This window comes from Paraburkholderia fynbosensis (assembly GCF_902859935.1).
Lineage (GTDB): Bacteria > Pseudomonadota > Gammaproteobacteria > Burkholderiales > Burkholderiaceae > Paraburkholderia > Paraburkholderia fynbosensis.
Map to the genome: position 1 here is coordinate 140654 of NZ_CADIKI010000005.1, position 15612 is coordinate 156265.

Consider the following 15612-nt stretch of genomic DNA (forward strand, 5'->3'; position numbering starts at 1 on the left):
ACGGGAGGGTCGAATGTGGCATCCAGGCAGTTGTAGTTGCGCCGGCAAGACCGTGGTCATCACTGGCGCGAGCGCGGGCGTTGGCCGCGCGAGCGCACTCGAGTTCGCGCGGCGTGGTGCGAATGTCGCATTGATCGCGCGGGACGCCGCCGCGCTCGACGATGTCGCGGCACAAGTGCGTGCTCACCATGTCAAGGCATTGTCATTGCCACTGGACGTTAGCGACGCCGACGCCGTTGAAGCGGCCGCGCAACGCGTGGAGTCGGAACTCGGCCCCATCGACGTGTGGATCAACAACGCGATGCTCACCGTATTTTCTCCGGTCACGCGGATCACGCCGGCAGAGTTCGAGCGCGTGACGCAAGTCACCTACCTCGGCTACGTGTGGGGCACCATGGCCGCGCTGCGCCGCATGCTGCCGCGCAATCGCGGCACGATCGTGCAGGTTGGCTCGGCACTCGCGTATCGATCTATCCCGCTGCAATCGGCTTATTGCGGCGCCAAACACGCGATCCACGGCTTCACTGATGCATTGCGGTGCGAGTTGCTGCACGAGCGCAGCCGGGTCCATCTGACGATGGTGCAAATGCCTGCGCTCAACACGCCGCAATTCGATTGGGCGGAGAACCACATGCCGCATGCGCCGCAGCCTGTCGCGCCCGTGTACCAGCCCGAAGTCGCGGCGCGGGCGATCGCATGGGCCGCGACGCACCGCAGGCGCGAAGTCTACGTCGGCACTTCGACGATGAAGGCCATACTCGCCAACAAGCTTGCGCCCGGCTGGCTCGATCGCTATCTGGGGCGCACCGGCTACCAGTCACAGCAACGCGAGGAACCCGCCGATCCGCATGCCCGCGCGAATCTCTGGGAGCCCGTGCCGGGCGCGCATCGCACTCACGGCCCGTTCGACGACATGGCCAAAGCCCGCAGCGCCGCGCTGTGGCTGGACACGCACCGCTCGATTGCATTCGCCGGCGCCTTGGCGCTGGCCGCCATCGCATGGCGCGGCCGTGCGCGGAAATAGGAGGCGCAACGTGGCCATGCATATCGAGGACTACGCAATGATCGGCGATGGCCAAAGCGCAGCGCTCGTCAGTCTGCATGCTTCGATCGACTGGCTCTGCTGGCCCTCCTTCGACTCGGACACGTGTTTCGCGGCGTTGCTGGGCGACAAGGAGAACGGCTGCTGGACGCTCGCGACCGAGGCGCCGCTCGTCAGCGCGCGGCGTTGCTACCGGCCCGGGACGCTGGTCATCGAAACCACGCTGGAAACGCTAGAAGGCACGCTCGTCGTGACCGACTGCATGGTGCGGCATTCAGAGCGCCCCGTGCTGCTGCGGCATCTGGCATGTACGCGGGGCATCGTGCGCGTAACGAGCGAGGTGCGGGTCCGCTTCGATTACGGCCGTGCGATACCGTGGTGCCGCAGCCGGGCCGGACAGGACGGCCGCGTGAACATGATCTGCGGACCGCAGTCGCTGTGGCTCGACGGCACCGTTGCAAGCGCATGCAGCGACGACACCCCGCGCGCGGACTTCACGATGAGCGCGGGCGACCGGCATCACTTTTCGCTGACCTGTGCCTACTCGTGCGAAGAAGCGCCGCCCCCGCCGGACGCGGACCGTTTGCTGGCCGATACGGTGCAGTTCTGGATCGACTGGTCTGCGCAGAGCACGGCGCGAGGCAGGCATGCCGACGCCGTGTTGCGCTCGCTGATCACCCTGGAAGCGTTGTCCGACACGCGCACAGGCGGGATTGCTGCCGCGCCCAGCAGCTCGTTGCCGGAACGCCCGGGCAGTGCCAGCAACTGGGATTACCGGTTCTGCTGGCTGCGCGACGCAGCCTTCACGATGAGTGCGCTGCTGGGCTGCGGTTATCACGCCGAGGCCGCGCGCTGGCGCGACTGGCTGGTTCGCGCGATTGCGGGCCACCCGGCACAGTTGCAGGTCCTCTACGCTCTCGACGGCTCACGGCGGCTCGACGAATGGACATGTCCGTGGCTGCCTGGCTATCGCAACTCGGCGCCAGTGCGCTTCGGCAATGCAGCGGTGCAGCAATCGCAACTCGACGTCTACGGAGAAGTGCTGAACGCGCTCTATCTGTCGCGCCGAGCGGGTTTGACGCCCGATGACGACGTGTGGTCACTCGAGGTGGGTCTGATCGATCATCTCCAGAAAGTGTGGCGCCAGCCGGACGACGGTATCTGGGAAGTTCGCGATGGCCCGCGGCAATTCACGTTTTCGAAAGTCATGGCATGGGTGGCGGTCGATCGCGCGCTGAGTTCCGCGAAAGAATTCGGTAAGCCGGCGCCTGTCGCGCAATGGCTCGCGCTTGCCGATGAGATACGGCAAGACGTGCTCGCGCGAGGCTACGACGAGCGTTTGAAAAGCTTTACGCAAAGCTATGGCAGCGAGCGCCTCGACGCGAGCTGTCTACTCATACCCGTGGTCGGCTTTCTGCCGATAGATGATCCGCGCGTCGCAGGCACGGTGGCCGCCATCGAGGCGAACCTGATGTGCGATGGCCTGGTTCTGCGCTATCGGGGAATAGACGGGGAACCTGGGTCCCCGTCGTCTGGCGAACGACCGTTTCTCGCGTGCAGTTTCTGGCTCGTCCACGTCTGGAAAATGCAGGGGCGCTGTGCTGAGGCGCAGGCGCTGTTCGAGCGGCTGTTGAGCCTGCGCAACGACGTCGGGCTGCTCTCTGAAAAATATGACGAGGAAGAGAAGTGTCTCGTCGGCAACTTTCCGCAGGCGCTTTCTCATGTATCGCTCATCAATGCAGCGCTGTGCCTGGACGCAGATATAAAGCGGTCCGGGTCGGATTGAAGACCGCGCAGCATGGCCACGGGCTTTGCGGCTGCGGCGCACATAATCTGAACGTTGCCGCGGCACCGCTATTGCTGAGCTATCGACAGCAGCTGGACGCAACGGTCCAAAACATTCATTCGGTGAATTTTTGGAGAATCGCCACTCGACAGGAGATGCACAGATGGCTGGTCGTCATCCGCTCATTGCTTTTCTTGCTGGATTGCCGCAATTCGATGCCATCGCGCTCACGGACTCGGTGCTCGAACTGAGATCGGGCTGCGTCGTCTCGGCAAGCCGGTCCGCCGCCGCGGGCGATGCGGACTCGCGCTTCCGCCTGAACCTCGCGTGGCCGGGCGGCTCCCGTTCCGCAGCGCCAACGCACGAGGTGGACGCCTACAAATACATCGCATTGCAGGTGCAGGAAGCCGCGCGCCTCGGTTTCGATCTACAACTCATGGCGCAAAGCGCGGAACGCGCGATGCTCGACGCTAGCGAGTGGCGCTCGGACGTGAAAGGCGACGAGTCGCCATAGACATGTATCCCTGCTTTCGTTAGGCTCGGGAATAGATAGCCGGGCTTGCTACTGACGGGAACATAGCGTCCGATGTGCGCAGGGGAAAATGAATATTCCCCCACCGCGTGATTGGATTTTTTCTCGCCTCGTCGCAACCAGCGATGGCGGACATGTTTCTTGCTGCTCAACCGTGGAGGGCCGAAGCGCCCTGCCTTCGACGAAGCCCCGGAGGGCATATGTCTTATCAATCCTCTACACCGTACCGCGGGTACAGCATAGATGTCCACATCGTCTCGGCCAGGACCTTGTCGTTCCACGGCGTTGGGCGTCGCTACAAGGTCTCCTGGACAATCAGTTCATGCGAGAACTCCGCGCAAGTGACCGCCGGCTTTCCGGAGCGGCTGGAATTCATGTCCGAGCGGGAAGCGTTCGCCTATGCGAACAATCGGGCACACACGTTCATCGACTGCCTGTTCTCTGGAGCAGCAACCGCCCCCTCACCCGCTGAGTCCGTGCGTGCACCTGCGCCCAACTGATGGCCACGCGAGCAGGGCATCGACGCTATGGCTGGCTGCCCGCCTTCGTCACTCGCCAGACCACGTTACCAACGTCGTCGGCAATGACGACGCCGCCGTCACGGTCCTGGGCGAGACCCACTGGCGCGCCGTGCAGTTCCTTTTCGTCATCGGAGGCGAAGCCCGTGACGACGGGTCTGGGCGCACCCACCGGCTTGCCATTTTCGAACGCGACATACGCAACCGCATAGCCGCTGAGTGGTGATCGGTTCCAGCTGCCGTGCTCGCCGATGAATGCGCCGCCTCGATACTGCGCCGGCAGATTGCTGCCGGTGTAGAAAAGCAGTCCCAGTGGTGCGACGTGCGAACCGATTGCATAGTCCGGCCGTATCGCCTTCGCGACCAGGTCTGGACGCTGCGGCTGCGCACGCCGGTCGACATGCTGGCCATAGTAGCTGTACGGCCAACCGTAGAAAGCGCCCTCCTGGACCGACGTTAGATAGTCCGGAACCAGATCTGCACCGATCTCGTCGCGTTCATTGGCGACCGCCCACAGCCGTCCTGTCTTCGGTTCCCATTGCAGCCCGGTCGGATTGCGAATCCCGGCTGCGTATATGCGGCTGCCGCCAGTTGCGATGTCGACTTCCAGTACGTTCGCGCGCCGGTATTCGACGTCGAGTCCGTTTTCCCCCACGTTGCTGTTCGAGCCGACACCGACATACAACTTCTTGCCGTCGGGACTCGCGAGCAACGCTTTGGTCCAGTGATGGTTGATCGTGTCCGGCAGATCGGTGAGTTCGATCCCACGCGCTGATATGCTCGTCTCGCCCGATTGGTACGGGTACTTCAGGATCGCATCGGTGTCGGCAACATAGAGGGTATCGCCAATCAGTTGCATGCCGAACGGCGAATGGAGGTGTTCGATGAATACGTGTTTGTCCCATTCGCCGCTACCGCCAGCGCGCTGGCGCAGCAGGGTAATCTGATTCGCGCCCTCTGCTTTTTTTCCGGAACGGCTTTCGATCAATCCGGCGATCAACTGCTTCGGTGTGGTCACGGCTTCTTCATTCGGACTGTTCGCTTCCGCAACCAGAATGTCGCCATTGGGCAGAACATAGACCTGGCGCGGATGATGAAGGCCTGATGCGATCTTCTCAATCTTCAGGCCATCCGCCACCTTGGGCGCGTCACCGTTTTGCCATCCGACGTACTTCGGTACTTGCATGGGTGGTGCGAGAAAACTGCGCGCGCCTGGCATCGGCGGATTCGATCCGGCCTGGTGCTCTGCGTCATATTGGGCTCGCTCGTTGCATCCACTGGCAAACACCGCGAAGGTGACAAGGAGGATGCCGCTCTGGATGGATCTATTCACGCGCTAACTCCCTGAATCCCGACTTGCCCACTGCAAGCACGACTTGTCCGATGCTCAGCAACGCCACGGTGATCACCGAGAGGATTACGTTCAGTGGAACCATCGCGTAAGCATCGCGGCTGTGAACGAAGGCGTTGAAGATCGCCGCGATGATGCCCAGCAGGTTCAGCCAGAAATCGAGCTTCTCAAGCCGCGATACCGGATAGCGCGACGGCAGCCAGACATGGCAGAGATTGATCAGGCGCGGCAGGACGGCGAAAAGCAGGCCGGCAGTGACAAGCCATGCAGCGCCCTTCCCCCAGAAAACATTCCTGGTCACCGCATAGGTAATGTCGAAAATCAACGTGCCGACGAAGAGCCCGTATGGGATCGGATTGAACAGATCGAAGATCGCTGTGAAGAATCTCGATCGGTGGGTCGGAATGGCTGGAGTCATGGTAGGTCCTAGTGCTGGCGGCGAAAATGCAATAAGCGACGCCCACTCATGCTGCCGGGAGTAACCGAGGAATAGGTGTCCGAAGATAGGTGTCCGTCGTTGCTTCACGCTTGAACTGCTGGCCCTCTCGCATCGGCATGACGCGAGTCAAGCACTTCATGTGCCCGAGGAATACAAGACCCTGACACGCGCGCAGGGCGTTCCGCTGAAAAGGCTCGCGACTCGGGCATGTCGCCTGCTGGCGAATAGTGGAAGTCTTGCCGCGTGATCGCCCGATACGCACCCGGCACGTGTGGCGTCGGACCCAGGCACGCGCGGCACTCAAACACGAGAGGAGGAGCAATGAAACAGTTTGCACACATCGCACTCGTGGTTGGCGTACTAGCGTTCGGCGTTACGGCATGCCAGAAAGCCCACGAGGCAGGCAATGACAGCATGAGCACAGGCAATAGCCACATCGAGGCGGCTGCCGGGCAATCAGGGAGCGGCGCCAACACGCCGCTTGCCAGCGCCGCTTCTGCCGTCGCGAGTGCTGTCAGACCCGCCGGCGCCAGCCAGTAAACCGCGCGCTGCGAAAAATAGAGTCGCACGAACACCCGCGGGTTGTCTCACCGCATCTCGGGCGCGTGAAGGGAGAAGCGCGTCGCAACGGGGCGATTCCGTCGAGCCCGCGAGGGGCCGAAATTACTTGCTCATCCCACTGGTTACGCCGAAGTCGTTCATGCGAGCGCGGACTGTCTGGACCAGCTGGGTGAGAAGGCCTCGCGCTGCGCGCTTCTATTCCTACGATCGAGCCGCGGCATCGTGCGGAATGCCGCCTTTCCTTCGGCAAGGCGGATATTCTTCGAGCAACAAGGCCATCATGGCACCGGAGCCCCCCGCCTTACGTCTGCGCCATTCAGCCGCGCGGGCGCTGTTTCCGGCGTGACATGAGATCGGCGAGAGACTGAAGGTTGAAGGGCTTGGCGAGGCATGCATCACAGCCCGCCTCCAGTCCGGCTTGTTCTTCCTGTGCGACGGGGCGGCCCGTGACAGCAACGATCGCACTGGCCACGCACGACGGCAGCGCTCTGAGATGCCTCACCAGCCAGTACCCGTCAAAATCCGGCAGGTTCACATCGGTAACGATCAGGTCGAAACTCCGCTGCTTCGCGATTTCCAGCGCGTCGGACGCATTGGCGGCTGTCATGACCTTCGCGTCATAGAGCGAGAACAGGTCCGACATCGCCACGACCGATTCCCGCTCGTCGTCGACCAGCAAAATGCTCGTGCCCCGAAAAACCGAGGGATCCGCCTGCCGGTCGCCCGGTTGCCGATGATCGGATGACGCATCGGCAGGCAGCCAGACGACGAAACGCGCGCCATGACCCGGCCCATCCGAATGCGCCTCCACCGCGCCACCATGCAAGCGGGCAAGCTGTCGCACCAGAGAGAGGCCGATACCCAACCCACCTCTGCGGGCGTGATGCGCTACCACCGGCTCCTGGTGAAACATTTCGAAGATCGACTCGATTGCGTCGGGCGCAATACCAATGCCGGTGTCGCTTACCTCGATCCGCGCCTGTGCCGATTCGAGCGACAAACTGACCGTGACGGTACCTTTTGGCAAGGTGAACTTCAGCGCATTGCTCACCAGATTCCATACGATCTGTTCGACGCGGATCGCGTCACCCCGAATCAGTACTGGTGTCTCGGGCACTGCGACCCGCAGTTCGATGCCTGCTTCCGTTGCATCCTTCTGCAGAGCGTCGGCGATTGAACGCACGATCTCGCTCACATCCGTCGGCGCGAATCGCAGCGACAGCTTGCCTGTATTGACTCGGGAAAAATCGAGGAGATCGTCAATGATCTGCGCCTGGGTATTGACAGATTTCTGTATCGCATCGGCGACTTCCTGAATCCTGCCAATGTGGCGCGCCTCGGGAAGCCGAACCAGCATCTCCGCTTTCATATGAATCAGGTTCAACGGATTCTTTAGCTCGTGCGACAGCACGGCAATGAACTCGTCCTTCATACGGCTAAGTTTCTGCACTTCGGTGTGCTGCGCGCGCTCAATTGCCAGCGCCTCCTGTTGCTGGCCTTCTGCCAGCTTGCGCTGCGTCGCATCATGAACAATCTTCACGAAGCCGGCAAACCCGGGCACATCGATATGGCTCAGAAAACCGCTGCAGAAGACCTGCTCGCCGGTCTGCGTGAGATGCCAGCGCTCGTCTTCGGCGCGCCCGCTTTCCATCGCCTTGCGCCGTTCATGGGCCGGCACACCGCTCGCACGGTCTTCGGGCGTAAAAATGGCGTCGAGGGGGTGGCCCAGCATGTCTTGTGCTTCGAAGCCGAAAATGCGACTCGCACCTGCGTTCCAGTTGACGATCGTGCCATCGGCGTCTAGCACGATGATCGCGAAGTCGTGGGTAGCCTGCGCCGCCAGCCTGAGCTTTTCGACGCTGGCGCGCACCTGGGACTGTGCGGTTTTTGTTTCGCTAATGTCGATGAATGCCAGCACGGCGCCATCGATCCGGTCGTCGTCGGTGCGGTAAGGAAGGACACGCGCGAGAAAACTCCGACCGTCCTTGCTGCCTATTTCGCGTTCGGTTTTCTTCAGTTGCTCGAATGCGGTTCGCAGATCCTCGATCATCGCCGGGTACTCGAGGTTATGTGTCAGATGCTGAAGCGGGCGGCCCCGGTCGCCAGGCAGAATATTGAAGAGTGTCTCCGCCGGTGACGTGTATCGCTTGATGTTGAGCATTCGGTCAACGAAGATCGTTGCGACGCCAACCAGCGAAATGAGGTTCTGAAGGTCGTCGCTGATCCGCGCGGATTCCTGTACCTTGATCACCAGTTCGGAGTTGACCGTCACCAGTTCTTCGTTGAGCGACTGCAGTTCCTCGCGGCTCGCCTCCAGTTCTTCCGTCGCCGAGCGCAGTTCTTCATTCATCGCCTGCAATTCTTCGTTGGATGCCCTCAGCTCCTCGGTTGAGTTCTGCACATTCTGCATTGAACTGCGCAGGCGGTGTTCGCTGCCGGCCAACGCATGTTTCAGCGAGTCGATCGTTTCACCGCCGTTTTCCGCAGCCGGTTTTATCTGCATACCGGGCACGGGCGCAACAGGGTCGCAAACGATCCACAGCAGGTTTTCGTCGTGAGCGGGATCGTGATAAGGCCGCAGTGAAAGATCGACCGATATTGCGCCCGTCGCCGATTCGAACGGGACCGCCTGTTCTTCGTCGCGCCGGCCATTGGCGAGACACCGCTCGATTGCACGTCGAAGGGAGGCCTGTGCGTCGGCGCGCACGATATCGAAAAGGTTGTGCACCCGTGTATGGCGAAGATCGTGCGTGAGGCCATTCGCATTCGCGGACCGGTGCAGGATCTCGCCATCGGCACGCATGATGATCACGGGCGGCCCAAAGAGGTCGAGCGCGCGCGCATGATTGGGCGGAAGTGCATTAGCCACTTTGCCGTCGCCCCCCAGCGCAAAAAAGGTTTGTCCCGATGTGGCTTTCTGCGCCGGTGCGACCGGAAAAAGCGGCAAGCCGCTTTTCGTGGCACCGGGCAACGCCCGGTAGATCTTCCTGTGCTTGTCGACCGGCCCAAACAGTTCGCTTGCGAAGTCGGCCGACTCGGCGCTACCCAGGAAAAGATAGCCGCCGGGCCGCAACGCGAAATGAAACGTATCGAGTACGCGGGCCTGCGCGCGCCGATCCAGGTAGATCAGCACGTTGCGGCATGAAACGAGATCGACGCGGGAGAACGGCGGGTCCCGCAGCAGATTATGTGCTGCGAAGATCACCCTGTCGCGCACCGATTTGACGAGTTTGTACCGGCCGCCGTCTTGATAGAAGTATTGTGCGAGGCGAGACGCCGGGATGTCATTGGCGACAGCTCCCGGATAGCTTCCAGTGCGGGCGATCGAAATTGCCCGCTCGTCGATGTCCGTTGCGTAAACCGTGACACGCGGCTGATGCGGCACCTTCCGCGCCGCTTCGCTCAACATGATCGCGATCGAAAATGCCTCTTCGCCCGTCGCGCAGGCCGGCACCCACGCACGGATTTCGTCGCGCCCTTGCAGGCTTCTGGACAGTTCCGGGATGATCGCTTTCTCCAGCGCGTCGAACGCTTCGGGATCGCGGAAAAAATTGGTTACGCCGATGAGCATGTCCGCAAGTAGTCTGGGCGTCTCATCGGGGGTCGCTACCAGGAAGTCGCGATAGGCGGCAATGGTGATCAGCCCGTTGACCTGCATGCGTCGCTCGAGCCGGCGCAGAATCGTGCCGTGCTTGTAATTGCCGAAGTCATGGTGGGTCCGCTGACGCAGGATATCGAGCACTTCTTCGAGCGGCTCGCCTTCAAGCAACAGTCTTTCCGCGCTCCCGGCAGGCTCCTCGTCCGAAGGCGACGGCAGGACGATATCGGCTGCGCTCCTGACCAGTGTCAGCAATCTCGGGACGATTTCGTCCACCGGTAGCACGAGGTCGACGTCGCCCGTCGCGATAGCGCTTCGCGGCATTTCGCTGTATTCCGCTTCCTCGGGCTGCTGCGCGATCGTTATGCCACCCCTTTCACGCACGCGCGCAATCCCCACCGAGCCGTCAGATCCCGCTCCCGAAAGGATGACGGAAATCGCACGGGAGCCGTGCGCATCGGCAAGACTGCGGAAAAAGACGTCGATGCTCGTCGGCGGCAGCCTGGGCAAATTCGGCTCGCTCAGGCGCAGATAGCCATCGACCATCGAAAGAAGCTTGCCCGGCGGGATGACATACACGTTGTCCGGTTCAAGGGGAACGGGCCCTGTCACCTGTCTGACTTTCAGACCCGTGACGTTCTGGAGCACCGCCTGCGCATGGCTCGTATGGTTTGGCGACAGATGCAGCACGACGACAAACGCGACGCCTGGCTTGGGCGGCACCGACTGAAAAAGGCGCAATAGTGCTTGAACTCCGCCTGCGGACGCGCCGATGCCGACGACCGCAAAGTTCGGCCCGTCGCCATGCGCTCTTGCGCCATTACGCGGTTTGCTAGTCATTTCTTCTCCGATAGGTGCGGCGTGCAATGTAGCGCAATCAGGGCGCTCGGGGGCCTGGCAGGAACCCTGCCGAAGCCCCACGCTCAATTGGGTGCCTGAACATCCGAAATGATAGCCATAAGCGGATCGGCACCGGCGCCCTTGCGGCAGAACGCATCGAAGCCGGCTTGCACCCCCTGATTTTGCACCTCGCTTTCTTCCATTGAAGTATGGGCAATGAGATAGATACCCTCGGTGTCACGCCGGCCGCGCAAAGTTGCGGCAAGCTGGAATCCGTTGGGCGGCGGCATGTTGACGTCGAGGATCGCGATATCCGGCGTCCATGAAGCAAGCCGCCGTAAGGCGTCCTCGCCGCTAAATGCAAATTGCGCCTCATAACCGGCGAACGTCATGGCAAGGGCCACCGCCTGCGCCCCCAGTTCATGATCGTCGACGACCAGTATGCGCAATGGCTGATGCATACGCGTCCGTCTCGCGGTCCATGTTGCCGATTGTCTGGCTGAACTCATACGTCTCCCGCTGGAATCATCGCCGCATCAGGGATGTTTCGGAATGGCGCAACGGCCGTACCAGCCTTTCTCCGTGCACCGTGCTGGTCGTAGCCCGGTCGGCGTCCGACGAAGCGTGGTGCCCCGCCGACCCTGCCTTGCCGGGAGCGGCAATGCACCGGGGCGTCAGGCACGACAGCTGCTGGCTGTCTCGTCGTCAACGGCGGCCGCGCGGCCTGCTTACCAGCTCACCGAACCAGGAGATAGCGATGCAGGTTCTTGGCGCACTGGGACATGCCGTATGGATGTCGTTCATGATGTTGTGGCAGATATTCTGGGGAGTCAGTCTGGGGTTCCTGTTCTCCGCCGTGATCGAAGTAGCGGTGTCGAAGTCCGAGATGTCGAATCTGTTGCCTGACGACTCCCCGCGATCACTGGCCCTCGCGAGCCTGTTCGGCGCCGCGTCGTCGTCCTGCTCTTATGCAGCGGTTGCCATGGCGCGTTCCATGGTTCGCAAGGGAGCGGATTTCACCGCCGCGGTGGCATTCCAGTTTGCGGCCACCAACCTCGTGCTCGAACTCGGCGTACTGATGTGGGTGTTGATTGCATGGCAATTCGCGGCCGCGGCTTTCATCGGCGGATTCGTCATGATTGCGGTGCTCGCTCTGATCTTCAGGTTCCTGCTGAGGAATTCGCTGAAGCGACAGGCGATCGCTCAGGCAAACAAGGGGATTGCTGGCAGCATGGAAGGACATGCTTCGATGGCGATGAGCGAACAGGAAGGCACCTGGAAAGACCGCATCATGTCCAGAGAAGGCTGGAAGGCGATCAGTCACAACTATGTGATGAACTGGATCATACTATGGCGGGATATCGGCGTTGGCCTGCTCGTGGCCGGCGCCATATCGGCATGGGTTCCGGACAGTTTCTGGCAAAAATTCTTTTTCGCAAATCAGCCGACCGCCTCATTGCTTCTGGGCTCGTTCATCGGGCCGCTCGTCGCGGTTGCGTCCTTCACATGCTCGGTCGGAAATGTGCCCTTGGCGGCGGTTCTCTGGAAGGGAGGCCTCAGTTTCGGCGGCGTTGCCTCGTTTATATTCGGTGACCTGATCATCCCGCCCATCGTTAGTATCTACCGAAAGTACTATGGCGGAAAAATGACCGTTTTCATGGTCGCGACCTTCTACTTTGCGATGGTCGTCGCGGGTCTTCTCGTAGAGGCTCTGTTTCAGCTGACGGGTCTCGTGCCCAAGCAACGCCATGGTGCGTTCACTGACGCCACGATCACGTTCAATTACACGGCAGTTCTGAACATTGTCTTTGGGCTGGTTTTGGTAGCGTTGACAATTACTTTCTTTCGCACCGGCGGCGTGGAGATGATGCGAATGATGAAAAGCGGTGAGCATGAGGAGCGCGGACGCGACGCGCATCGCGATAGCCATGAGTCGTCCGCACATCGCCCGCAGTGATGTGAGAGCCGTCGGGCGTTCCGAAAGCGGTACGAGAACCGTCGTCCTAGGGTGGCCACCGGCGTGGCGCGGACGGTTGTCATTGCGCGGAGAGACTTGCATGTTCCCGGTGAGGAGTGCGGGTCGCTGCTTCAGGCAGCGCTTGTATGCACGGTTCCACTATTCAGCAGGCCAGTCGCCCGAGCCTGCCCATCGCAACGTAACGATCTCATTCGTCCGACAATCGGCCGGGAATAACGGGGAGTGATTTCCTTGTCCAACATCCATAGCGATCCCGGACGAGCGAACGTCCACGGCTCGAGCACGACTGGAATCATCGATAGCGCTGTTCTCGAAGAATTCGAGCGCGCGCATGAAGCACAGGTGTTGGGTAAATCTACAAATTTATGCAATCGCTCCCAAACGCTACAATTTTGTGCACAGCCCGTTGCGGATGAATTGTCCTTGAGAGCGCGCACAGCCTTTATTTAAGGCTTGCTGGATAGGAACACATTTGTGCAAACCGACGAGACTTCGATAGTCCAGCAGCGTGGACAACAGCGTGTGAGTCAGTTGCCGCCTTGGTCGCAAAGGAGCCTTACGCCGCAGCGTTCGCGCTGCCTCGAATTCCCGCTTATCATGGTATCGGCTGTCAGCACCGCGGTTCTGGCGATTGGCCTCGCGGGTGCAGGCCCCCGTCGCTCGTCGCAAGATAGCGTCAATCGTCGCACGAATCCGCGCGATCATTGCCCTGCGAGGCCTGCTGCCGCCGCACTCCACTCTGAAAGGAGGCGTGACATGAAAGCATCTGCCTTCCGGCCCATATTGCCCGCGCTCATCGTCGCTGCATTGTCGTGCGGCTGCGCAACCGGCCCCATGCCTGATCCGGGCAGGAACCTGACCGATGCGCAATGTCGCGACCTCACGGCAATCGCGGCGCATGCGCCGCCCACGCGGCAGAGCAACGCGAGCGAGCTGGCTGCATTGCGACGCGCGGGCTATGACCCGTCGCCGTGGTACGACCCGTACTATCCCGACGATCTGCAAGCCGCGCAACGTCTGGTCGATTACTGGTATCGAATGGAGTGCGTGCTGGCTCGCAGCGGATAAGCGAGGCCCCTTGCATGGCTCACGTCTGCGTCGTCCTGCTATGCGGCGGCGCCTCCGCGATCGGTCGGCGACACTATCGGTCGACACATCGATACTGAGCTGACGCTTGCCGCGCTAGAAGTCGCTGTGCGTACCCGTAGGCTGGAGCCAGGAAACTGCGTCCATCATTGCGACAGAGGCTGTCAGGACAGGCGCTTAACGACCGGGCGATAGGCCGCCGTCGACTCGCAGATTCACGCCGGTAATGTATCCGGCAAGCGGACTGGCGAGGAAGGCTATGGCATCCATCGATGACGCAGTCATGTCGTTTATAGCGGCCTTGCACGCCGAATAGTCGGGTGCGGTTAGTGGTGGCATCGTCGCGGCCAAGCTCGAAATATGGATCACGCGTCCCCATCTGGCTTGCTGCATGCCGGCAGCAGGCGCTTAGTGACACGAAGGGCAGCCAAGGACATCGCGATCATAGCCGGACGCCTATGCGGCCGGCTGTGTGTTTGCCCAGCTCTCTTTTGAGCCACCCGACCCTCCAGCATTGTTGATCAGGATATCGACAAGGCCTGCGAGGCTTACCGCATCCTCGATCAATCGCTGCGCATCATCGTCGTGCGTCAAATCGCCAACCACCATAGGCGTGGCCGCCCTGCGCGGTGATGTCATTGGCTACTTTCTCTGCCTAAGCTTTATCGCGACCGTGACCAATGAGGATTGTCTTCTCGAGCGGCGCGGGTTCCTGGCTATGGCTTCGCCAATCGCTTTGCTGCTCCCCGTGGACCGGCAGGAATTCCGAACGATCCATGGCGCTGACCTCATGAGAGGCCGTCGGCAGCTATCCGAAGCGTCGATGGCGCACACGGCGATCATGCGCTGGGTCCAGCGCTTCACGCCGGAGTTCGTCAACCGCTGCAATCGCCTGGCCATGAAAGCCAGTCGGTCATGGCGAGTCGGCGAGAGAGGGACTGCTACAGCCGTCCTGCAGGTCGATCATTCGAGCTTTTCGTGTTTCAACGCCAGTTGCACGGCGGGTCGGGCGCGCATGCGCTGCGCGAAATGCGTCAGCCGCTCCGGCACGTCGATGTCTACCTTGCTTGCCCACAGCAGCATCGTGAACAGATAGGCGTCGGCGACACTCGCGTTGGCGCCAAACAGGTAATCGCCTTTCATCATCGCTGAGATCAATTTGAAACGCTGAGCAAGTTTTTCTCGTGCAGCACTCGCTTCGGCGTCGCTGGTGGGTTTGAATACGCGACCAAATTGCTTGTGTATTTCCGTCGAAATGAAGGCGAGCATTTCGAGCAAGCGTGTGTCGCCCAGTTCGCCGTCCGGTGCCAGCGACGGTTTGCGTTGCGCGATCCACGAGAGAATGGCGACATTCTCCGTCAAGATCTGGCCATCGTCGAATTCGAGCACAGGGACGTAGCTTTTACCATTGATCTCGTCGAATTTCTGTCCGGACTCGGTGAGCTTCGTCTTCAGGTCCACGCGGACCCGCTCGAACTTGAAGTCGGCTTCGTGCAGCGCGATATGGTCGGCGAGGCTACATGCACCTGGCGAGTAGTAGAGTTTCATGGCAATCCCTCTGGTTTGGTAGGAGTGGCACTGTATGAGCGAGCAATGCCCATGCCGCCGGAACCGAATTGCCGCACGCGCTGTCGCAGTGTGTCGTCGGGCGGCATAGAAAAACTCCTGCAAATGAAGGCCAATGGCGCAGCCACGGGAAAATCACCGAAGAACAAATACGATACTTGGAACGAGCGCGCAAGATAAGCCGTACTTCGCTGATCGATCTCTTTTGTCTCTCGCTGCTTGCCGCAAAAAAAGCCCCTAGAAGAACGAGAACGGCGGATCGACGAATCAGGTACGGCGGTTGCGCAACCAAGGTTCTCTAAAGCGCTTTGAGGA

Annotated in this window: 13 protein-coding genes and 1 pseudogene; 8 read left to right on the forward strand and 6 right to left on the reverse strand. The window is 61.0% G+C overall.

What is annotated here, in order from left to right:
* Positions 1-13 precede the first annotated feature (13 nt).
* The 4 genes from HV770_RS10315 to HV770_RS10330 all read left to right on the forward strand — a co-directional run bounded on the left by HV770_RS10315 (position 14) and on the right by HV770_RS10330 (position 3860).
* Entirely contained in the window at positions 14-1024 is a 1011-nt protein-coding gene (locus HV770_RS10315; RefSeq protein WP_175159298.1) for an SDR family oxidoreductase, read from the forward strand.
* A 16-nt stretch (positions 1025-1040) separates the two neighbouring features.
* Positions 1041-2828, forward strand: coding sequence for a glycoside hydrolase family 15 protein (locus HV770_RS10320; protein ID WP_175159571.1), 1788 nt, complete (start codon positions 1041-1043; stop codon positions 2826-2828).
* Positions 2829-2991: 163 nt separating this feature from the next.
* On the forward strand, positions 2992-3342 hold the full coding sequence (locus tag HV770_RS10325; RefSeq protein WP_175159299.1) for a hypothetical protein: 351 nt from the start codon (positions 2992-2994) through the stop codon (positions 3340-3342).
* Positions 3343-3560: 218 nt separating this feature from the next.
* Positions 3561-3860 (forward strand): hypothetical protein, encoded by a 300-nt coding sequence (locus tag HV770_RS10330; RefSeq protein WP_175159300.1) that lies wholly within the window; start codon positions 3561-3563, stop codon positions 3858-3860.
* 25 nt (positions 3861-3885) lie between these two features.
* Here the strand turns inward: HV770_RS10330 and HV770_RS10335 are convergent, their stop codons facing one another.
* The gene (locus tag HV770_RS10335) at positions 3886-5211 is read right to left on the reverse strand and encodes a PQQ-dependent sugar dehydrogenase (RefSeq protein WP_246290809.1); all 1326 of its coding nucleotides are present in this window, start codon (positions 5209-5211) and stop codon (positions 3886-3888) included.
* On the reverse strand, positions 5204-5647 hold the full coding sequence (locus HV770_RS10340; protein ID WP_175159301.1) for a DUF2231 domain-containing protein: 444 nt from the start codon (positions 5645-5647) through the stop codon (positions 5204-5206). The genes HV770_RS10335 and HV770_RS10340 overlap by 8 nt, the downstream gene beginning before the upstream one ends.
* Before the next feature lie 342 nt (positions 5648-5989).
* Here HV770_RS10340 and HV770_RS10345 point away from each other — a divergent pair, with 342 nt between their 5' ends.
* Positions 5990-6208, forward strand: a complete 219-nt coding sequence (locus HV770_RS10345; protein WP_175159302.1) for a hypothetical protein — start codon at positions 5990-5992, stop codon at positions 6206-6208.
* 337 nt (positions 6209-6545) lie between these two features.
* Here the strand turns inward: HV770_RS10345 and HV770_RS10350 are convergent, their stop codons facing one another.
* Together HV770_RS10350 and HV770_RS10355 are read right to left on the reverse strand one after the other, a co-directional pair.
* Positions 6546-10667 (reverse strand): CheR family methyltransferase, encoded by a 4122-nt coding sequence (locus tag HV770_RS10350; protein ID WP_175159303.1) that lies wholly within the window; start codon positions 10665-10667, stop codon positions 6546-6548.
* Positions 10668-10750: 83 nt separating this feature from the next.
* The gene (locus HV770_RS10355) at positions 10751-11128 is read right to left on the reverse strand and encodes a response regulator (RefSeq protein WP_175159304.1); all 378 of its coding nucleotides are present in this window, start codon (positions 11126-11128) and stop codon (positions 10751-10753) included.
* Positions 11129-11148: 20 nt separating this feature from the next.
* Between HV770_RS10355 and HV770_RS10360 the strand changes: the two genes are divergently transcribed.
* Together HV770_RS10360 and HV770_RS10365 are read left to right on the forward strand one after the other, a co-directional pair.
* A complete protein-coding gene (locus tag HV770_RS10360; RefSeq protein ID WP_246290810.1) occupies positions 11149-12624 on the forward strand; it encodes a permease in 1476 nt (491 codons plus the stop codon).
* Positions 12625-13401: 777 nt separating this feature from the next.
* The gene (locus HV770_RS10365; protein ID WP_175159305.1) at positions 13402-13713 is read left to right on the forward strand and encodes a DUF4148 domain-containing protein; all 312 of its coding nucleotides are present in this window, start codon (positions 13402-13404) and stop codon (positions 13711-13713) included.
* A gap of 195 nt (positions 13714-13908) precedes the next feature.
* On the opposite strand, the gene HV770_RS38540 is transcribed toward HV770_RS10365, so the two are convergent.
* Entirely contained in the window at positions 13909-14124 is a 216-nt protein-coding gene (locus tag HV770_RS38540) for an SDR family NAD(P)-dependent oxidoreductase (RefSeq protein WP_281366208.1), read from the reverse strand.
* A 427-nt stretch (positions 14125-14551) separates the two neighbouring features.
* Between HV770_RS38540 and HV770_RS39690 the strand changes: the two are divergent.
* Positions 14552-14662, forward strand: a pseudogene (locus HV770_RS39690) (IS6 family transposase); the annotation flags it as partial.
* Positions 14663-14694: 32 nt separating this feature from the next.
* Here HV770_RS39690 and HV770_RS10375 read toward each other — a convergent pair.
* Positions 14695-15279, reverse strand: a complete 585-nt coding sequence (locus HV770_RS10375) for a glutathione binding-like protein (protein ID WP_175159577.1) — start codon at positions 15277-15279, stop codon at positions 14695-14697.
* Positions 15280-15612: the final 333 nt, after the last annotated feature.